The sequence below is a fragment of the Intrasporangium sp. genome, assembly GCF_035280925.1.
In the GTDB taxonomy this organism is placed as follows: Bacteria; Actinomycetota; Actinomycetes; order Actinomycetales; family Dermatophilaceae; genus Intrasporangium.
Genome location: NZ_DATEEY010000114.1, coordinates 24,035 through 41,392, shown reverse-complemented (window position 1 = coordinate 41,392; position 17,358 = coordinate 24,035). Strand labels below are relative to the sequence as shown.

Here is a 17,358-nt window from a genome sequence, read left to right as displayed (position 1 = left end):
GGTCCAATCGGTGGGTCGGGATGATCGACTTCGAGACCCGCGATCCGAGCGCCATCGAGCGCGCCACTTTGAGGCAGCCGCAGCCGGCGGGTGACGTCGGCGGGTCTCTCGGTCCGGTCGGGCTCAGCCCCTGTGAGCCGCGTGGAGCCGGGCGAGGGCGGGTGTGGCGTCGACTCCGGCGGTCTCGGCCACGAGGGCGACGAGGGACTCTGCCTCCTCGGCGCAGGCTGGGCACGCGCTCAGGTGGACGAACATCGGGCCCATCGCCTCCGTCCGCGGATCGGCCAGCACGAGCTCGGCGAACTCGTCCGAGAGCGCGAAGCAGTCCTCGCAGGAGAGCCAAGGTTCTGTCGACAGGGTGAGGGCGCGGACGGCCTCGTCGCTGAGATGGCTTCGGTTGGTGCTCATGACACGCCTCGAGAGGTGGGATTCGGCTGTAGGTGGCCGCTCGCGATGAGATGCGCCCGGATCCGGGACCGGGCCACGTGCAGCGTCTTGTAGAGCGCGCCGCGGGTGGTGCCGAGACGGTCCGCCAGGACGTCGATCGGCACCTCGTCGACGAGCAGGGCGATCGCAATCCGGCGCTGGTAGCCGGTCAGGGCGACGTGCATGGCCAAGCGCACGGCCTGCGCCAGATCCGTCGCCTCGGCGATCGCCTCTGGTCCGGCACCCCTCGAGTCTGGGGCGTCGTCGCGCAGCTCCACCTCGCGGACTGACCACGCTTGGCGTCGGACTTCGTTGGCGGCTTGAAGGATGGCGAACTTGTAGGCCCACGTCGTGAAGCGGCTCCGACCCTGGAACGTGCCGACCTTGCCCAGCAGGATCGTCAGCGCATCATCCGCCGCGCAGTTGGCAAGGTCCTCCAAGGACTCCGGGCCGAGCGCAGGCAGCAGGCCGCGCATGCGCCACACCTGGTGCCGTGCCGCCCCCAGGAGGAGGCGGTGCAGGTCCCGCAGGGCAACGTCGCGGTCCCGCCCGGTCGAGGCAAGCGTAGTGAGCCAGTCCCGCTCGACAGGGGCACTGGTCTCGTCGGGTGCGAGCGTGATCGGGTCGCCGTCGGGGACCTTGGCCGGGATCATGACGCAGTCACAGGGGCGCCAGGATCCGGACGGCCAGCTCTGGGGGACAGCCGCGATCGACGAGGTCGAGCAGGGCGTGGACGTCCATCGCCGGGTCCGCGGCAACTCGTCGCGCCAGCTCCTCGTCGAAGCCGGCCTCCACGAGCCGGCATCGCCTCCACTCGATGACGTCCACCGGCGGTCCGAATCCTCGACAGGGACGGGTCGCGCCCACTGGCTGCTTGGGGTGCGCGATGTTCGTGGTCATACCGAGTTCGTGTACGTCGCACCCCACCGTCTTACCGCATGTGGCCTCCCGCTGTCCGCTGTGCTTCCAGGTGACCGGTAAGGAGCGCCGCCCCACCCGACACGAACCCGGCGTCAGGGACGACCGGAAGGACCAACCATGGAAGCCACCCCGACCCGAGGGCCCGTCACACGGACCGTGACGCTCGTGCTCGTCGCGCTCCTCAGCGCCTTCTTCGCGTGGACCCTGCCGAGAGCCGATGCCCAGCCCGTCGTCTCGGCGGCATCCCATGCGCATGCCGGAGCGCAGGCAGCACCCGGCCCCCGGACGGTCGCACAGCAGGCCTTCCACGACGAGATGCGCAAGCTCTGGGAGGACCACGTGACCTGGACGCGCCTGGCCATCGTCACCTTCGCGGCCGAAGGGCAACCCGGCTTCGGGCCCACCGCAGCCCGACTGCTCGAGAACCAGGTCGACATCGGTGATGCCATCAAGCCGTTCTACGGCGAGGCTGCCGGGAACGCCCTGACGGCTCTGCTGACCGACCACATCACCATCGCCGTCGAGCTGCTCCAAGCCGCCAAGGAAGGCGACACGTCAGCCTTCGCCGACGCACAGGAGCGCTGGTACGCCAACTCCGACGACATCGCGGACTTCCTCGCGGAGGCCAACCCGCGGTTCTGGCCCCAGTCCGAGATGCGCGCGGGGATGCGGATGCACCTCGACCAGACCTTGGCCGAGGCGGCACACGAGCTCGGGGGCGACTACGCGGCCAGCGTCGCCGACTACGACGAGATCCACGAGCACATCCTCGACATGGCTGACCTCCTGAGCAACGGGCTCATCGGCGCCTTCCCCAAGCTCATCCGGTAGGGCGCCGGGCCTGCGGGTTTGCCGTTAGCGTGGCCCGGTGGACTCCGAGCTGCGGCCGCGCTTCGAGGCCGCCCGGGTGGCCCGGCTCGGCACCGTCGCCCCGGACGGCGGGCCGCACCTCGTCCCGGTCGTGTTCGTCCTGGCGCCGGACCGCGACGTCGTGTGGACCGCCGTCGACGCCAAGCCCAAGTCGACGCGGAGCCTGAGGCGCCTGGCCAACATCGCAGCGAACCCACGCGTGAGCATCCTCGTGGACCATTACGACGAGGACTGGACACGGCTCTGGTGGATCCGGGCTGATGGCCACGCGAGGACCATGGTCCACAGCGATCCGGAGGCTTCGGCCGCGCTCGACGCGCTCGCTGCGAAGTACCCGCAGTACTACGACGACCGACCGGGCGGGCCGGTCATCCGCATCGAGATCCACACCTGGCGGGCCTGGGCGTCCGCCTCCCACCCGATCGAGTGAACAGGAATCGGGCAGCCCCCCACCCGATTTGCGTTCACTCGATCAGGGGGAGGGGGTGCCTCACCGGGCGAACGGGCCGACGTACATGAGGATGAGGTTCAGCACGACCACGGCCCCGAACAGAACCGCCCAGATCAGGGGCAGGATGGTGAAGCCTGCCGCGACGGCAGCACCCAGCACGACGACCTTGACGAGGAACGTGAGCCACGGAACCCGGAACCGCGCCCGCGGCGCCGCGAACAGCCCCCAGGCAACCGACGCGACGAGGACCAGGCCGATGGCGAGGGCGACCTCGGCCCAGAGCGGCCCGCCGGCGCGGTAGCCCCACAGCCCGATGAGGGCCAGCGCCACCAGCTCGACCAGGAAGGCCACGACGTCGTTCGCATTGACGTCCAGCTGCCCGGTGCCGTCGGGGTTCATCGAGCGGCTCAGGTCTCGCTGTCGAGGAAGGCCCGCGTCAGCTCGGCCAGCTCGCGTGGGCGGTCGACATTGAGGAGCGGGCCTGCGCCGTCGATCGTCTCCAGGCGAGAGCCGCCCACGTCCTCGACGACCTGCCGCGCCGCGACGAGGCCGGCCCGGTCACGACCGCCGACGACGACGAGCGTCGGTGCCGCGATCCGGGCCAGCGCATCCCGTCCGTCGAACGTGCGCAGGGCGTCGAAGACGGCGAGCATCCGCGGCCGCGAGACGCCCATGTCCAGCAGCTTGCTCTCCGGCACGAGCCGCAGGGCCAGCTTCTGCATCCGCAGTGCACCCGCGGAGGGCCGCACGATCGGTCCGGCGAGCACGAGCCCCCCGACGAGATCGGGCCGCTCGACCGCCAGCCGCATCGCCACCGAGGCCCCCACCGACACACCGAGCACGTCGGCTCGCCGAATCCCTTGTAGCTCAAGCTCTTCCCAGAGCCCGGCAGCCGCGGCTCCCAGGTCGAAGCCCACCGGGTCCTTCGGCCGCAGTCCAACCATCCACGGGGCGTGCATCGGCCGCCCCGCGCCAAGGGCCGACACGAAGTCCTGCCAGACGATCGGGCCCTGGCCCAGGCCGTGCAACAGCACGAGCGGCCGGGGGCGCGCCTCCGGCGGACCCGACCCGGCACTCAACGGCAGCTCGGCACCTCGCGAGCTCAGCGGCATACGGTCAACTCCAATCGAGGACGACCTTGCCGCACTGGCCGGAGCGTGCGGTCTCGAAGGCCTCCTCCCACTTCGCGGCGGGGAACCGGTGGGTGATCACCTGGGTCACGGCTGTCCGGAAGCGCTCCGACGTGGCGATCATCTGGGACATGGCATACCAGGTGTCGAACATCTCCCGGCCGTAGATGCCCTTGAGGGTGAGCATGTGCGTGATGACCTTGCCCCAGTCGAGGTCATAGGCCTCGTGCGGCAGGCCGAGGAGCGCGATGCGGCCGCCGTGGTTCATGTTCGTGATGAGGTCGCTCACCGCCGGTGCGGCGCCCGACATCTCGAGCGCGATGTCGAAGCCCTCCTTCATGCCGAGCCGGCGCTGCGCGTCGGCGAGGCTCTCCCGCGTCACGTTGACCGTCAGGTCGGCACCGGCCGCCTCCGCGAGGCGAAGTCGGTAGTCGCTCGTGTCCGACACGACGACGTAGCGGGCCCCCGCGTGGCGGGCGATGGCCGCCGCCATGACCCCGATGGGCCCGGCTCCGGTGATGACGACGTCCTCGCCGACCATCGGCCACTGGAGCGCCGTGTGCGTCGCGTTGCCGAGTGGGTCGAAGACCGCGCCCAGGTCCGGGTCGAGGTCGCGCGGCTGGACCCAGACGTTGCTCCCCGGGATGACGACGTAGTCGGCGAAGGCGCCGTCCCGGTTGACCCCGATGCCCTGCGTGCGGTTGCACAGGTGGCGCCGGCCCGCGCGACAGTTGCGGCACACGCCGCAGACGATGTGACCTTCGCCGGACGAGCGGTCACCGACCCGGACATGCTCGACGTCCTCACCGATCTCGACGACCTCGCCGTAGAACTCGTGCCCGATCACGAGCGGCGGCCGGACCGTGGCGGCAGCCCAGTCGTCCCAGTCCTGCAGGTGCAGGTCGGTCCCGCAGAGGCCGGCGCGCAGGACGCGGATCTTCACGTCGGCCGGGCCACACTGCGGCTCAGGACGGTCGACGAGCTCGAGGCCGGGACCGGCGGTCAGCTTGGTGAGAGCACGCACGTCCGCAGTCTGCCACCCCTCGGGCTCCCGGCTCGCCTGGACCGAGCCGCCCTCCCGTGGCATCGAGCAGTTTTCGAGAAGCCTCCGAGCTGGTCGGCTTCCTACGATCGAGTCATCCCACTCGGAACGACGCAGGAGGAAGCTGTGATCACCAGGCTGGATGTCGCCTCGATCTACGTGCTCGACAAGGATGAGGCGCTCGATTTCTACGTCAACAAGCTGGGGCTCGAGAAGGGCAACGACGTCCGGCAGGGCGACTATCGCTGGCTGACCGTTCGGGTTCCCGGCGAGCAGCCCACGGAGATCTCACTGGAACAGCCGGGTCCGCCGCTGCACGACGAAGCGACGGCCGAGAGCATCCGCGAGCTCGTCAGCAAAGGCGCTCTCGGCGGCCTCGTCTTCATCACCGACGACGCCCATGCCTTCCATGACGAGCTCCGGGAGCGTGGCGTCACTGACTTCACACAGGAGCCCACCGAGCACTTCTACGGCATCGACATGGGGATTCGCGACCCCTTCGGGAACCCCATCCGGGTCCTGCAGCAGGGAACCGGCGCCGGATAATGGCCGGGTGAACGCGCACACGGACACCGACCGGGTCGAGGCCACCTTGGCCCGCCTTCGCGAGCTCGGCGAACGGATCACCCCCGCCCGGCAGGCCGTCCTCCGCGTCATCGATGCCGCCGACCGGGCGGACGAGCACCTTTCCGCGGAGCACATCGGCGAACGCGTCTCGACCCTGGAGCCGTCGGTCCACCGGGCGACCGTCTATCGCACGCTCACCGCCCTCACCGGCGCCGGCGTGCTCACGCACGTACACCTCGGCAGCACCGGCACGGTCTACCACCTCGCCACCCCCGGGAGCGAGGCTGCGCTGGAAGCGAGCCCAGCGGCATACGGCAAAGAAGTTCGCCAGCCACACGGCCACGGCCACGCTCACGTGCAGTGTGTCGTGTGCGGGCGAGTGCAGGACGCGCCGTCCGGAGTCCTGGACGAGGCGGCCGGCGCGCTGCGCGAGGCTCTCGGGTTCGAGCTCGACACGAGCCATGCCGCGCTGCTCGGGAGGTGCGCCGACTGTGCCGGTCCCGCCTAGGTTCGCCGCCGCCGTCGCTCTCCTCAACGTGAAGCCAGGCGACACCGTGCTCGAAGTGGGCGGGGGGACCGGGATCTCCGCGGCCCTCATCTGCTCGAGGCTGGACGGTGGCCGGCTGGACGGTGGCCGGCTGATCGCCCTCGACCGATCGGCCACCGCGACCGCACGCACCGTGGACCGGAACCGCGACCACGTCGCCGATGACCGCCTCGAGGCCCTGACAGCAGCCCTCCGCGACCTCGACGGCCACGACGACACGGTCGACCGGGCGCTGGCGCTCAACGTCAACGCGTTCTGGACCGGCCCGGCGGATGCAGAGCTCGAGGTGCTGCGCCGGGTGCTCCGGCCCGGGGGGTTCGTCGTCCTCGCCTGGACCAGGAACGGTCCACAGCCAGGGTCGCGGATCGTGGAGGCGGCGAGGGACGGGCTGGCACGGCACCGGTTCACGGACATCGAGGCGATCGCCGACCCACACCTCATCGGCGTGACCGCCCGCAACGGCTGACCGTCAATCGGCCCACGCGAGAGCGCCGACTGGCTAGGGTGCGCCCATGACCGGGGCGGCGACTCGAGCAGGCGGGCTCGACCCCTCGGTGCGCCGCGGCTACGGCGTCGGCTCCGTGGCGACGGGGGCGTTCGGCACGGTGCCCGGCCTGCTGTTGCTGCCCTACCTGACCGACCACATCGGCATCGCCGCCGGGATCGCCGGCGTCATCGTCTTCGCCCCCAAGGCGTGGGACGTGGTCCTCAACCCGATCGCCGGACGGGTCAGCGACCGCTCGCAGCACCCGGACGGCAAGCGTCGCCCGTTCCTCATCCGGGCCGGGCTGCTGCTGGCGGCGTGCTTCGTCCTCCTCTTCGCCGGGCCGACGTCCCCGGTCTGGGCGGGTGCCGCGTGGGTCGCCGTGGCGTACCTCGCGTGCGCCACGGCGTACTCCTTCTTCCAGGTGCCCTACGTCGCCATGCCGGCGGAGATGACCGACGACTACGACGAGCGAACCCGACTGATGACGTGGCGCGTCGCCATCCTCGCGCTCGCCATCCTCGTCAGCGGCGGCGCGTCACCGGCGATCCGGGACGCGCTGGGCCCCGAGTGGGGCTATCGCGCCGTCGGCCTCTTCGTCGGCGGGCTCATCGCCCTCGGCGCGTGGGGCGCTTGGCGCGGCACCCGGTCTGCGCCGGCCCTGCACGAGGCGCCGGCCGAGGTCTCCTTCGCCGACCAGCTGCGGGTGGTCAGATCGGACCGGCCGTTCCGGCTGCTGCTCACCACTTTCGTCGCCCAGGCCCTCGCCACGGGGGCCATGCTCGCTGGGGTCGACTACGTCTCCCGCTGGATCCTCGGCACTCCGTTGTCCGCCACGCTGCTCTTCGTGTGCTTCGTCGCGCCGGCACTGCTCGTCACGCCACTGTGGCAGCGCTACGGCGTGCGGTTCGGCAAGAAGCGCGGCTACCTCATCGCCTCGCTGTTCCTGGGCGCCGGGGCCCTCGCCCTCGTCCTCACCAGGTCGCTGCCACACGGCGTCGTGTACGCGTGCGTCGCCTTCGTGGGCGTCGGCTACGCCGGGGCGCAGATGTTTCCCATGGCGCTGCTGCCGGACGTGGCGAGCCGCAGCGCCGATGCGCGGACGCGCATCGGCCTCTACACGGGAGTGTGGACAGCTGGAGAGACGCTCGGGCTGGCTCTCGGACCTGGGCTGTATGCCGCTGTGCTCGCTCTCGGAGGCTACGTGTCCTCGACCGCGGGGTCGGCTGTCGTACAGAGCGACTCGGCGCTGAGGGCCATCGTCGTCGGGTTCTCGGCGGTGCCGGCCGTGCTCGTCGCGCTGTCCTGGCTCTCCCTGCGCCGCTTCCCCGACTGGAAGGAGAACGCGCGATGAGCGCGATGGACCTCGATGAGATCAGGGCTCGGGTCGATGCCCTGCGCGGGCAGGACCTGCCGACGCACGGGGGTCGGACGCTCGCCTATGTCTACGACTCGGGTGTGGCGTCCGCCGATGTGATCGGGCGCGAGGTCCTCGCGGCGTTCTCGTCGACCAACGGCCTGGATCCCACGGCCTTTCCCTCGCTGCTGCAGATGGAGAACGACCTCGTCGCGATGGCCGGCCGGCTCGTCGATGCGCCCCCGGGCTTTGCCGGCGTTGCGACGTCAGGGGGGACGGAGTCCATCCTGTTGGCGGTGCTCGCCGCTCGAGACGCCCGTCCCGGGATCCGGTCACCGCGCATGGTCCTGCCGACGACGACGCACGCCGCGTTCCACAAGGCCGCGCACTACTTCGGTGTCGAGCCGGTCGTCGTCGACGTGGACCCGGAGACCAAGCGTGCGGACCCTGGGGCCATGAGCGCGGCGATCGACGAGGACACCGTGCTGGTTGTCGCCTCCGCGCCCTCCTACGCCCACGGCGTCATCGACCCCGTCGGTCCGATCGCCGCCGCAGCGGCCGCGGCGGGGGCCCGCTGCCACGTCGACGCGTGCATCGGCGGCTGGGTGCTGCCCCACCTGCGAAGCGACGAACCGGACCAGGAGCCATGGACCTTCGCCGTCGAGGGCGTCACGAGCGTGTCCCTCGACCTGCACAAGTACGCCTACACGCCGAAGGGCATCTCGATCCTGCTCCACCGCTCGGCGGCCCTGCGCCGGTCGCACCTCTTCGCGTCCGCCCGGTGGCCGGGGTACACGATGCTCAACACGACGATGCAGTCGACGAAGTCCGGCGGCCCGGTTGCGGCTGCATGGGCGGTCGTCAACCACATCGGCGAGGAGGGCTACGCGTCGCTGGCCCGACGTGCCCGCTCAGCGACGCTGGAGGTCGCCAACGCGGTGGCGGAGATCGAGCACCTTTCCCTTGCCGCCCAGCCGGACTCGACGCTCCTCGCGGTCACGGCGGACGAGAGGTGCGACGTCTTCACCATCTCCGACGAACTGTTCGCACGCGGTTGGTACGCGCAGCCGCAGATGTCGTTCGGCGACCTCCCGGCGACGCTCCATCTCACGTTGAGCGCCGCCACGGCCGACTCGGTCGGTCACCTGGTCACGGATCTTGCCGACGCCACGGCGGCCGCCGTCGAGGTCGGCCCGACGGCGCCGCCCGAGGAGCTCGTCGTCGCGGCCAGCTCAGTGGATCCAGAGAACCTCGACGAGGAGACCTTCACCGGGCTGCTCGCCGTGGCAGGCCTGTCCGACGACTCGGGTCAGCTGGCCCTTCCGGTGCAGATGGCCCCGATCAACGCGCTGCTCGATGCCTTGCCTCCGGGGCTCCGTGAGGCGCTGCTCCTCGGCGTCATCGACCGCCTGACCCGGCCGGCCTGACACTCCTCTGCGGGAGAGCCGACGGGGACAGGTCGAGGCGGTAGACGAGCAGGTCGATCCCGGGCATCGGCTGCCAGTCCCGCTCTGGCGCGCGGACGAAACCGAGCCGCTCATAGACCCGGTGGGCCGCCCGCATCGACGGCTGCGTCGACAGGGCGAGGCCCGCCAGCCCGAGGGCACGCGAGCGCTCGATGCAGCGGACCATGAGGGCCTCGCCGATCCCGCGTCCCTGCGCCGACGGATCGACCGCGAGCATCCGCACGTCGCCCTCCTCCGCCATGGCGATCTCGTGGAAGGCGGTGCCGGGCGGCGCGAACGTCACCGTCCCGAGCACCTTGCCGTCGTCGTCCGCGGCCACCCACAGCTGTGCGCCCTCGGCACGACCACGGGCGTCTGCCAGCGTCTGGACATAGGTGGAATCCTCCGCCAGATGCCCGCCGTCCAGGTACGCCCGCACCGTGATCTCGCCGACAGCCTCGAAGTCGTCCGGCCCGGCCGGCCTGATCGTGAGCGCCATGGGCTCGATTGTCACCCAGCCGGCGCCCTCAGTGCACTCGCGTCCACGAGCGGGCCCAGCGGCATACGGCCAACGCCTTCGGGCTCGCCGACGTGAAGGCCGGCTCCTACTCGGCGTCGTACTTGAACGAGACCCGCAGCTTGGTCCGGTACAGGAACGAGCCGTCCTCGTCGATCGCGATGTCCTGCTCGACGACTTCCGCGACCCTGAGGTCCCGGAGGGTCTGCTGGGCCTGCGTGAGCGCAATGCCCGCCGCGTCCTCCCACGACTGCGAGCTGGTGCCGATGAGTTCGGTGACCCGGTAGACGCTCATGAATCCTCCTCGACCGACGGGACTGAGTGCCAGCCATGATTCTCCCGCTCCCCACGGGGCGCAAGGGTCGCCCGTGAGTGCCAGACGCGCGGCATGACGCGCCTGGCACTCACGGGTCATCCAGCGGTCACTCCGCGGTCAGGTGCCGGGGCGTCACGCCGAAATGATGAGCCCCTTGGTGGCTCGGGCCCGCTCGAGGCGCTGGGCGACGTCCTGCCAGTTGACGATGTTCCACCACGCCGTGACGTAGTCGGCCTTGACGTTCTCGTACTGCAGGTAGAACGCGTGCTCCCACATGTCGAGCTGGAGCAGCGGGATCTGGCCGACGGGGATGTTGCCCTGCTGGTCGAACAGCTGCATGATGTGCGGCCGCTCGGCGAGGGTGTCCCACGACCAGATCGACCAGCCGGAGCCCTGGATCGCGTTGGCGTTGGCGTTGAAGTGGGCCTGGAACTTCTCGAAGCCGCCGAAGTACTCGTCGATCGCCGCCTTGACCTCGCCATCGGGCTGGCCGCCGCCGTCCGGGCTCATGTTCTTCCAGAAGACGGAGTGGTTGGTGTGGCCACCGAGGTGGAAGGCGAGGTTCTTCTCGACGCCGTTGACCGCGGCGTAGTCGCCGGAGTCGCGCAGCTCCTCGAGCTTGGCCACCGCGGCGTTGGCGCCGTCGACGTAGGCCTTGTGGTGCTTGCTGTGGTGCAGCTCCATGATGCGAGCGCTGATGTGCGGCTCGAGAGCCGCGTAGTCGTAGTCCAGCTCGGGAAGCGTGTAAGCCACTGTCATTCCTTTCGTCGAAGACCTGCCGGCTCCAACCACTCTATGCCGCGCCTGAACAGGCCAAACAGGGTGTCCGCGCGGGGTCACGTACCCGCTGACCGCATCCTTGGTCCTCAAGCCGGCTTGAGGTCAAACCGATCTGCCGTATGCCGCTGAGCCCGGTGATCGGGTCACCGCGACGTGGGTGGTCGGTTAGGTTGTGCCGTGAACTTTTGTTCACCCCAAGCTCCAGGAGTGGCCGTGACCAGCACGACGACCGCGCGGCCCGACCAGCGCGAGCGGGCCAGCCTGCCGACGGGCCTGGTCATCACCGTCCTCGCGTTGTGCGGGACGCTCGTCTCGCTGCAGCAGACCCTCGTCCTGCCGCTCCTGCCCGAGTTCCCCGAGATCCTGGGCACGACGAGCGAGAACGCCTCGTGGCTCGTCACGATCACCCTGCTGACGGGTGCGGTCGGGACGCCGATCGTCTCCCGGCTCGCCGACATGTTCGGCAAGCGCCTCATGCTCATCGTCTGCCTCGGGGCGGTCATCGTCGGGTCCGCCGTGGCGGCGATGAGTACGTCGCTCGCGCTCGTCGTCACGGGCCGCGGCCTCGCCGGCATCGGCACGGCCCTGGTCCCCGTCGGGATCAGCATCATGCGCGACCACCTGCCGGCCGACAAGGTGGGCTCGGGCGTCGCACTGATGAGCGCGACCCTCGGGATCGGCGGCGCGGTCGGCGTGCCGCTCGCGGGCGTCATCTCGTCGAACCTCGACTGGCACGCTCTCTTCCTCGTCTCGGGCGGCTTCGCCGTCGTGATGCTCGTCGCTGTGCTCCTCGTCGTGCCGGAGTCCACGGTCCGGGCCGGCGGCCGCTTCGACTACCTCGGTGCGGCACTGCTGTCGCTGGCCCTGACCTGTTTCCTGCTCGCCGTGTCGAAGGCGGGCGCCTGGGGCTGGGCCGACCGGAGGACGCTCGTCCTGCTCGTCGTCGCCGCGCTCACCGTGGCCGCCTGGGTGCCGATCGAGCTGCGATCGGGGCAGCCCCTCGTCGACATCCGGACCTCGCTCCGGCGCACCGTCCTGCTCACCAACGTGGCGTCGATCCTCGTCGGCTTCGCCATGTTCGCCAACTTCCTCAGCGCCACGCAGCAGGTCCAGATGCCCGTCGAGTCCGGCTACGGCTTCGGCCTGTCCGTCGTCGAGACCGGCCTCGTCCTGCTGCCCAACGGGATCCTCATGGTCCTGCTGTCGCCGGTCGCCGCGGCCCTGATCCAGCGGTTCGGGCCGCGGGCGATCCTCATCGCGGGCGCGATCGTCATGGCGGCCGGCTTCGTCATGCGCAGCTTCCTGCACGCCACGCTCCTCGAGGTGGTCGTGGCCGCGGGCGTCTCGTCCGTCGGGATGGTCCTCGCGTTCGCGGCGATGCCGACCCTGATCATGCGGTCCGTGCCGATCACCGAGACCGCCTCGGCCAATGGACTCAACACGCTGCTCCGGGCGATCGGCACCTCCAGTGCCAGCGCAGTCCTGGCGGCGATCTTCTCGGCCTTGACCATGGAGGTCGGCGGCGCTCCGATCCCGACCTTCGGCGCCTACCAGCTCGTCTTCTGGCTCGGCGCCGCCGCAGCCCTCATGGGTGCTGCGGTGGCCGGCTTCATCGTCCGGCCCACGGTCGTCGAGGAGGGGCCCGGGCAGGTCGAGGCAGAGCCGGGCATCGTCGCGGCGGGCGAGCGCGGCGCCGTCAAGCCGGTGGACACCCGGCACGAGATGCTGGTCCGCGGCCTGGTCAGGAGCCGGTCCGGCAAGCCGATCCGACAGGCTGTCGTCACGGTGCTGCACCCGGACGGGCGGCACGTCGACTGGGGCCGCACCGACAACGAGGGCAGGTACGCCCTGGCGCTGCCGTCCGTGGGCCGGTACCTCGTCGTCGCCTCCGCGGACGGCTGGGCGCCGCAGTCCGGCCTGGTCGAGATCGGCCAGGGCGACCTGGAGACGATCACCATGACGCGCCGGCTGCTGCTCAGTGGGCGGGTCACGGACCACGCCACGCCACTGGGGGGTGTCATGCTGTCGCTCATCCGGCACTCAGGGGAGTACGTCGCGACGGCCCACGCGGGCCCCGACGGGACGTACGAGATCGGGCTCCCTCCGCCGGGCCGCTACGTCCTGACGGTCGTCGACCACGGTACGGGTCGGACCCGGTCGCGCGCGGTCCAGATCGGCAGCACGTCGGCGACGCTCGACGTGGACATCGTGACCGGGGTCCCGCAGGCCGTGGAGCGGGCGTCATGACGGCTCTCGGCCATCGGCGCCGGCCGGGCAGTGCGGCGGCCGGCAGCGGGTCGTCCCGCGAGGCCATCCTCCACGCCGCGCGACGGCTGTTCGGCGAGCGCGGCTATGCCGCCACGACGATCCGCGAGGTCGCGGCAGAGGCCGGCGTCAGCCCGGCCCTGGTGATGAAGACCTGCGGGAGCAAGGAGCGCCTCTACGCCGACGCGACGCCGCTCGAGCCGACCCCGATCGACGCAGACCAGTCCCTCGACGGGCTGGGCGAGCTCCTCGTCCGACGGATGCTCGAGCGGCGCACCGACGACGTGGCCGAGCCCTGGCTGCGGGGGCTCTACCTGATCTCCGGGGCGCCGGATCCCGCCGAGGCCCGGGCGGAGTTCCGCGAGCGGATGCTCCGGCGGTTCCCCGTCACGGACGCCGCGGCGCGTCGGCGCGTCGACCAGCTGGCGTGCCTGCTCATCGGCCTCGCTGCCGGGTCCCGGGTGGTTCGCCTCCTCGATCCGGCGGAGACGGAGCTGGGCGAGGTGGTGCGCGAGTACGGCGCGTTGGCCCAGCAGCTCATCGACCGCATCGCGACCAGCGACGGTGGCTGACCTCCTCAACACTGCGCCGGCTGACGGCAGCCGCTACCTCGCGGGTCGCATCCTGCTCCGCCTACCGCAGCAGGATGCGATGCCAGTCCGGCTCGAGGCCGCGACCTGTCGGAGTTGCGGTCGAGCGCCGGTCGAGGGGTCGCGGGGGCCAAGGCGCCAGGGTCGTCATCACACCTGGTCAGCTCGGCAGGTCGAGCAGGTCCTTGACGTCGTCTGCCGTGATGGCGCCCGAGAGGGCACCGCCCTCGTCGACGACACGCTGGAACAGGTCACGCTTGCGCTCCTGGAGGGCGACGACCTTCTCCTCGATCGTCCCCGCCGACACGAGCCGGTAGACGGTGACCGGTCTGCGCTGCCCGATGCGGTGCGCCCGGTCGATCGCCTGCGCCTCGGCGGCAGGGTTCCACCACGGGTCGAGGACGAAGACGTAGTCCGCCTCGGTCAGCGTCAGCCCGAAGCCGCCTGCCTTGAGGCTGATGAGGAACGCCGTTGCCTCCCCGTCCCGGAAGCCCCGGATGACCGACTGCCGGTCCTGCGTCGACCCGTCGAGGTACGACGTCCGCAGGCCCGCTGCCGCGAGGGCCCGCTCGACGATCCGGAGGAAGCCGGTGAACTGGCTGAAGACGAGCGCCCGGTGGCCCTCGGCCTCGAGCTCCTTGAGCTGGTCGACCAGGAAGTCGACCTTCGCCGCAGTGGCCTTGCCCTGGTATGCGTCGTCGACGAGCGACGGGTCGAGCGCGAGCTGGCGCAACCGGGTCAGCGAGGCGAGGATCGCGACGCGGTTCGCCTCCGGGTCACCCAGCAGGCCCAGGACGCGCTGCCGCTCGCGCTGCAGGTGCTGGTCGTAGATGTGCCCATGGACCGGGTGCGGGTCGAGCGGCAGCACCTGCACCTGCTTGGGCGGCAGGTCGAGCGCGACCTGCTCCTTGGTCCGCCGCAGCATGAGGGGACGGATGCGGCGGCGCAGGTGGTCGAGCAGCTCGGGCCGCGCACCGGACTCGATCGGCTTGCGATAGTTCTTGGTGAACACGTCCGGCCGGGGATGGAGGCCGGGCGCGGTGAGCGACAGCAGCGCCCAGAGGTCCATGAGGGAGTTCTCGAGCGGCGTGCCGGTCACGGCGAGGGTGAAGGGGGCCCCGAGGCGCCGCACGGCCAGATGTGTCTTGGCCTGGCGGTTCTTGACGAACTGCGCCTCGTCGAGGACGACGCCACCCCACTCGACCTCGCGGAACGACGAGTCGTCGAGGCGCAGCACGGCATAGGACGTCACGACGACCTGGGCATCCGCGATCGCGTCGGTGACGGGCGTCCCGCGCTTGCGGCTCGTCGCGGTCACCGCCGCGACCTGCAGGTGCGGCGCAAAGGTCTCGAGCTCCCCGAGCCACGTCCCGACCACGCTCGTCGGGGCCACGACGAGGACCGGTCCGCGCCCCTGTGCTGCGGGGACCGACACCCTGCTGCCGAGCTCGCCACGGTCGTGGGCGCGGGCGAGCACGGCGATGACCTGGAGCGTCTTACCGAGGCCCATGTCGTCGGCGAGGATGCCGCCGATCCGCGCGTCCCACAGCCGGGAGAGCCAGTGGTAGCCCTCGACCTGGTAGGGCCGCAGCGTGGCGCGCAGGTCCCTCGGCACCGGCGGCGGCGCGGCGGCCACCTCGGCGCCAAGGGCCCGGACGTTCGCCGCCCAGCGCGCGCTCTGATGGTCGACGACGCCGAGGGCGACGAGCTCCTCCCACAGGTCGACGTGGTGCGGGGACAGGCGCAGCCCAGTCGATGACGGGTCGGCGATCTCGCGCGCCTCCTCGATCAGCTCCTTGAGCCGGCGCAGCTCCGGACGGTCGAGACGGAACCAGGACCCGGAGTCGAGGAGCATGACCTCCTGACCGGCGGCCAGCGCCGCGAAGAGCGGCTCGAACGGAACCTCCTCCCCGTCGACCTCGACCGAGATCCGCAGGTCGAACCAGTCGGTCGGCCCATCCTCGACCGACCGCGACCCATCGCCGTCGCCCCTTCGGTCGTCCGCACCGACCCGGATGACCGGAGCGCTCGTCACCTCCTCGTAGGCCGGCAGCTCCCCCTCGACGGCGACGACGACGTGCTCGTCGGCCTCGAGCTGGCCGAGCTGCTCGGAGACGAACCGCGCGGCGTCGACTCCCTTGAGCTCCAACCGAGTCGCCAGGTGCAGGTAGCCGGTCGAGTCGCGCCACGTGGCTCCTCGAACGGTGTGCAGAGAGGCCGCGGCCTCGAGAGCGGCGCGCTCTGCGGCCCGGTCCCTGACGGTGCCGCCGAACCGCTCCGTCGTGAAGGCTCGGACCCGGCCGTCATAGGCGAAGCCCAGATCGAGCCGCAGCTCCCCCGGCACGTCACCGACCACGTGGACGTGCACCTGAACCCGTTCCGTGACCACCTCGGACTCTCCCTCGGCGGCAGGGAGGGGGATGTCGGACCGGACCCTGACGTGGTCACGGAGGCCGGGTACTGCCGTGGCGAGGAACCGGGACCGCTCCTCGGCCGGCACCCGCAGACCGGCCAGGGCCTGGATGACCGCGGTGCGATCGAGGCCGAGATCCTGTTGGAGGGGCACCAGCGTCAGCGCGCCGTCGTCGCCCTCGATGACGAGGCCGTGCACCGGGTCACCGATGTGGAGGATCTCTCCGACGAGGCCCTCCGGCAGGCCGTCGGTCGTGACCCGGAGGACGAGGTCGCCGGAGCTGTCGTCGGCCCGCAGGACGTGCAGGACCAGCTCGGCGGGCTCGTCGACGAGGTGCACTGGCCCCACGACGCCCTCGCCGGGCAGCAGGGCGACCCCGGCGTCCCGCGCCTCGCGGAGCAGCGGCCACACCTCCGCACTCGCGTCGAGGTTGAGCGGGGCCGCCGCGGTGAAGTACGTCGTGTTGCCGGACCCCCTGCGCGCCTCGTCCCGCAACCTCGTCATGATCCGCTCGTGCTCGGGCAGGTAGCGGATGCCGGACCGCCACTGCGGGAGTGCGTCGTGCCACGTCAGGCTCTGGTGCCAGGTGCCCGTGCGGGTCCGGCGCGTGGCCCGTAGCCCGTAGCCGATCTCCGGCTGCCGCTGCCAGCCGCCGCTCCGATAGATCGCGTCGACGAAGAGCCCGGCCGGCATGAGGTCCCCGCGTGGCTCCGGAGCCGCTGGCACCTCCCGACCCCGCCCTCGCGGTCGGACGTGGCCGAGCACGTCCGCCCAATGCGCCTCCCTGCGTCCAGACGGAGCCGTCAGCGCCCCGCCGCCGAGCATCGCCTCCGCGGCGGCAGAGGACGGACCGGCGTCACTGACCCGGTCCGGGGGCTCCTTGCCGTTGGCGACGTCCCGGGCCAGCAGGAGGAGCGCGACGACGTGCTTGCAGTCCGAGCCGACGGGGCAGCTGCACCGGCCGGACCACAACGGCGCCCGCCCCTTCGGGTGGGGCCTCGCCTCGATGATGGTCTGGTAGGTCTCCGAGCCGGAGCCCTCGACGGTGCCGAGCAGCATCATCCCCTCGGGACGCGCCGCCAGCGACCGGACGCGGTGCTGGGCCGCATAGAGCACCCCCCGGTCGAAGGTGCGCGAGCCGACCTGCTGGGCGATCTCGGGGTCAGTGAGCTCACCGACCCACGTCGCCCGACCCACGCTCCACGCCATGCGACCGACTCTAGGCGGGCCACCCGAC

General features: G+C 71.2%; 19 protein-coding genes. 9 read left to right on the top strand and 10 right to left on the bottom strand.

All coding sequences use genetic code 11. The features are described 5' to 3' along the window. Positions 1 to 123: 123 nt before the first annotated feature. Genes VJN29_RS11150 through VJN29_RS11140 form a run of 3 tightly spaced genes read right to left on the bottom strand, consistent with a single transcriptional unit; the run spans position 124 to position 1,326 of the window. Complete coding sequence (locus VJN29_RS11150) at positions 124 to 408, bottom strand: hypothetical protein (RefSeq protein WP_324143703.1); 285 nt, start codon at positions 406 to 408, stop codon at positions 124 to 126. Beyond that, positions 405 to 1,079 carry a sigma-70 family RNA polymerase sigma factor gene (locus tag VJN29_RS11145; protein WP_324143702.1) on the bottom strand — a complete coding sequence of 225 codons (675 nt, stop codon included), beginning with the start codon at positions 1,077 to 1,079 and terminating at the stop codon, positions 405 to 407. The genes VJN29_RS11150 and VJN29_RS11145 overlap by 4 nt, the downstream gene beginning before the upstream one ends. 7 nt (positions 1,080 to 1,086) lie before the next feature. Continuing rightward, complete coding sequence (locus VJN29_RS11140) at positions 1,087 to 1,326, bottom strand: hypothetical protein (RefSeq protein WP_324143701.1); 240 nt, start codon at positions 1,324 to 1,326, stop codon at positions 1,087 to 1,089. A 138-nt stretch (positions 1,327 to 1,464) separates the two neighbouring features. Here VJN29_RS11140 and VJN29_RS11135 point away from each other — a divergent pair, with 138 nt between their 5' ends. Together VJN29_RS11135 and VJN29_RS11130 are read left to right on the top strand one after the other, a co-directional pair. After that, entirely contained in the window at positions 1,465 to 2,178 is a 714-nt protein-coding gene (locus VJN29_RS11135; RefSeq protein WP_324143700.1) for a hypothetical protein, read from the top strand. A 37-nt stretch (positions 2,179 to 2,215) separates the two neighbouring features. Further along, a complete protein-coding gene (locus VJN29_RS11130) occupies positions 2,216 to 2,647 on the top strand; it encodes a TIGR03668 family PPOX class F420-dependent oxidoreductase (RefSeq protein ID WP_324143699.1) in 432 nt (143 codons plus the stop codon). Between the two features lie 60 nt (positions 2,648 to 2,707). Here the strand turns inward: VJN29_RS11130 and VJN29_RS11125 are convergent, their stop codons facing one another. From VJN29_RS11125 to tdh, 3 genes are read right to left on the bottom strand one after another with little or no spacing between them, the layout of a single operon-like run. Beyond that, positions 2,708 to 3,067 carry a YrdB family protein gene (locus tag VJN29_RS11125; RefSeq protein ID WP_324143698.1) on the bottom strand — a complete coding sequence of 120 codons (360 nt, stop codon included), beginning with the start codon at positions 3,065 to 3,067 and terminating at the stop codon, positions 2,708 to 2,710. Positions 3,068 to 3,075: 8 nt separating this feature from the next. Beyond that, positions 3,076 to 3,780: an alpha/beta hydrolase gene (locus VJN29_RS11120; RefSeq protein WP_324143697.1), complete on the bottom strand. Its 705-nt coding sequence runs from the start codon at positions 3,778 to 3,780 to the stop codon at positions 3,076 to 3,078. Between the two features lie 4 nt (positions 3,781 to 3,784). Beyond that, entirely contained in the window at positions 3,785 to 4,822 is a 1,038-nt protein-coding gene (gene tdh, locus VJN29_RS11115; protein WP_324143696.1) for an L-threonine 3-dehydrogenase, read from the bottom strand. Between the two features lie 144 nt (positions 4,823 to 4,966). Between tdh and VJN29_RS11110 the strand changes: the two genes are divergently transcribed. From VJN29_RS11110 to VJN29_RS11090, 5 genes are read left to right on the top strand one after another with little or no spacing between them, the layout of a single operon-like run. After that, entirely contained in the window at positions 4,967 to 5,386 is a 420-nt protein-coding gene (locus VJN29_RS11110; protein WP_324143695.1) for a VOC family protein, read from the top strand. Positions 5,387 to 5,393: 7 nt separating this feature from the next. Then, a complete protein-coding gene (locus tag VJN29_RS11105; RefSeq protein WP_324143694.1) occupies positions 5,394 to 5,915 on the top strand; it encodes a Fur family transcriptional regulator in 522 nt (173 codons plus the stop codon). Beyond that, positions 5,899 to 6,420 (top strand): class I SAM-dependent methyltransferase, encoded by a 522-nt coding sequence (locus VJN29_RS11100; protein WP_324143693.1) that lies wholly within the window; start codon positions 5,899 to 5,901, stop codon positions 6,418 to 6,420. The genes VJN29_RS11105 and VJN29_RS11100 overlap by 17 nt, the downstream gene beginning before the upstream one ends. Before the next feature lie 46 nt (positions 6,421 to 6,466). Continuing rightward, positions 6,467 to 7,792 carry an MFS transporter gene (locus VJN29_RS11095; RefSeq protein ID WP_324143692.1) on the top strand — a complete coding sequence of 442 codons (1,326 nt, stop codon included), beginning with the start codon at positions 6,467 to 6,469 and terminating at the stop codon, positions 7,790 to 7,792. After that, positions 7,789 to 9,222, top strand: coding sequence for a pyridoxal phosphate-dependent decarboxylase family protein (locus tag VJN29_RS11090; RefSeq protein ID WP_324143691.1), 1,434 nt, complete (start codon positions 7,789 to 7,791; stop codon positions 9,220 to 9,222). Before VJN29_RS11095 ends, VJN29_RS11090 begins: the two co-directional genes overlap by 4 nt. On the opposite strand, the gene VJN29_RS11085 is transcribed toward VJN29_RS11090, so the two are convergent. The 3 genes from VJN29_RS11085 to VJN29_RS11075 all read right to left on the bottom strand — a co-directional run bounded on the left by VJN29_RS11085 (position 9,194) and on the right by VJN29_RS11075 (position 10,832). Beyond that, positions 9,194 to 9,739, bottom strand: a complete 546-nt coding sequence (locus VJN29_RS11085; RefSeq protein WP_324143690.1) for a GNAT family N-acetyltransferase — start codon at positions 9,737 to 9,739, stop codon at positions 9,194 to 9,196. The genes VJN29_RS11090 and VJN29_RS11085 overlap by 29 nt on opposite strands. Positions 9,740 to 9,845: 106 nt before the next feature. Continuing rightward, positions 9,846 to 10,052, bottom strand: coding sequence for a dodecin family protein (locus tag VJN29_RS11080; protein WP_324143689.1), 207 nt, complete (start codon positions 10,050 to 10,052; stop codon positions 9,846 to 9,848). A 153-nt stretch (positions 10,053 to 10,205) separates the two neighbouring features. After that, entirely contained in the window at positions 10,206 to 10,832 is a 627-nt protein-coding gene (locus tag VJN29_RS11075) for a superoxide dismutase (protein WP_324143688.1), read from the bottom strand. Positions 10,833 to 11,066: 234 nt separating this feature from the next. On the opposite strand from VJN29_RS11075, the gene VJN29_RS11070 reads away from it, so the two are divergent. After that, positions 11,067 to 13,100, top strand: coding sequence for an MFS transporter (locus VJN29_RS11070; RefSeq protein ID WP_324143687.1), 2,034 nt, complete (start codon positions 11,067 to 11,069; stop codon positions 13,098 to 13,100). Next, positions 13,097 to 13,690, top strand: a complete 594-nt coding sequence (locus VJN29_RS11065) for a TetR/AcrR family transcriptional regulator (RefSeq protein ID WP_324143686.1) — start codon at positions 13,097 to 13,099, stop codon at positions 13,688 to 13,690. The genes VJN29_RS11070 and VJN29_RS11065 overlap by 4 nt, the downstream gene beginning before the upstream one ends. A gap of 178 nt (positions 13,691 to 13,868) precedes the next feature. On the opposite strand, the gene VJN29_RS11060 is transcribed toward VJN29_RS11065, so the two are convergent. After that, positions 13,869 to 17,330, bottom strand: a complete 3,462-nt coding sequence (locus tag VJN29_RS11060) for a DEAD/DEAH box helicase (protein WP_324143685.1) — start codon at positions 17,328 to 17,330, stop codon at positions 13,869 to 13,871. Positions 17,331 to 17,358: the final 28 nt, after the last annotated feature.

Bases quoted from the DNA above. Each gene is read 5' to 3' on its own strand.
- VJN29_RS11080 (WP_324143689.1), bottom strand. From the start codon at position 10,052: ATGAGCGTCTACCGGGTCACCGAACTCATCGGCACCAGCTCGCAGTCG.
- VJN29_RS11090 (WP_324143691.1), top strand. From the start codon at position 7,789: ATGAGCGCGATGGACCTCGATGAGATCAGGGCTCGGGTCGATGCCCTG.
- VJN29_RS11125 (WP_324143698.1), bottom strand. From the start codon at position 3,067: ATGAACCCCGACGGCACCGGGCAGCTGGACGTCAATGCGAACGACGTC.
- VJN29_RS11135 (WP_324143700.1), top strand. From the start codon at position 1,465: ATGGAAGCCACCCCGACCCGAGGGCCCGTCACACGGACCGTGACGCTC.
- VJN29_RS11140 (WP_324143701.1), bottom strand. From the start codon at position 1,326: ATGACCACGAACATCGCGCACCCCAAGCAGCCAGTGGGCGCGACCCGT.
- VJN29_RS11060 (WP_324143685.1), bottom strand. From the start codon at position 17,330: ATGGCGTGGAGCGTGGGTCGGGCGACGTGGGTCGGTGAGCTCACTGAC.
- VJN29_RS11085 (WP_324143690.1), bottom strand. From the start codon at position 9,739: ATGGCGCTCACGATCAGGCCGGCCGGGCCGGACGACTTCGAGGCTGTC.
- VJN29_RS11120 (WP_324143697.1), bottom strand. From the start codon at position 3,780: ATGCCGCTGAGCTCGCGAGGTGCCGAGCTGCCGTTGAGTGCCGGGTCG.
- VJN29_RS11065 (WP_324143686.1), top strand. From the start codon at position 13,097: ATGACGGCTCTCGGCCATCGGCGCCGGCCGGGCAGTGCGGCGGCCGGC.
- VJN29_RS11075 (WP_324143688.1), bottom strand. From the start codon at position 10,832: ATGACAGTGGCTTACACGCTTCCCGAGCTGGACTACGACTACGCGGCT.
- VJN29_RS11095 (WP_324143692.1), top strand. From the start codon at position 6,467: ATGACCGGGGCGGCGACTCGAGCAGGCGGGCTCGACCCCTCGGTGCGC.
- VJN29_RS11150 (WP_324143703.1), bottom strand. From the start codon at position 408: ATGAGCACCAACCGAAGCCATCTCAGCGACGAGGCCGTCCGCGCCCTC.
- VJN29_RS11145 (WP_324143702.1), bottom strand. From the start codon at position 1,079: ATGATCCCGGCCAAGGTCCCCGACGGCGACCCGATCACGCTCGCACCC.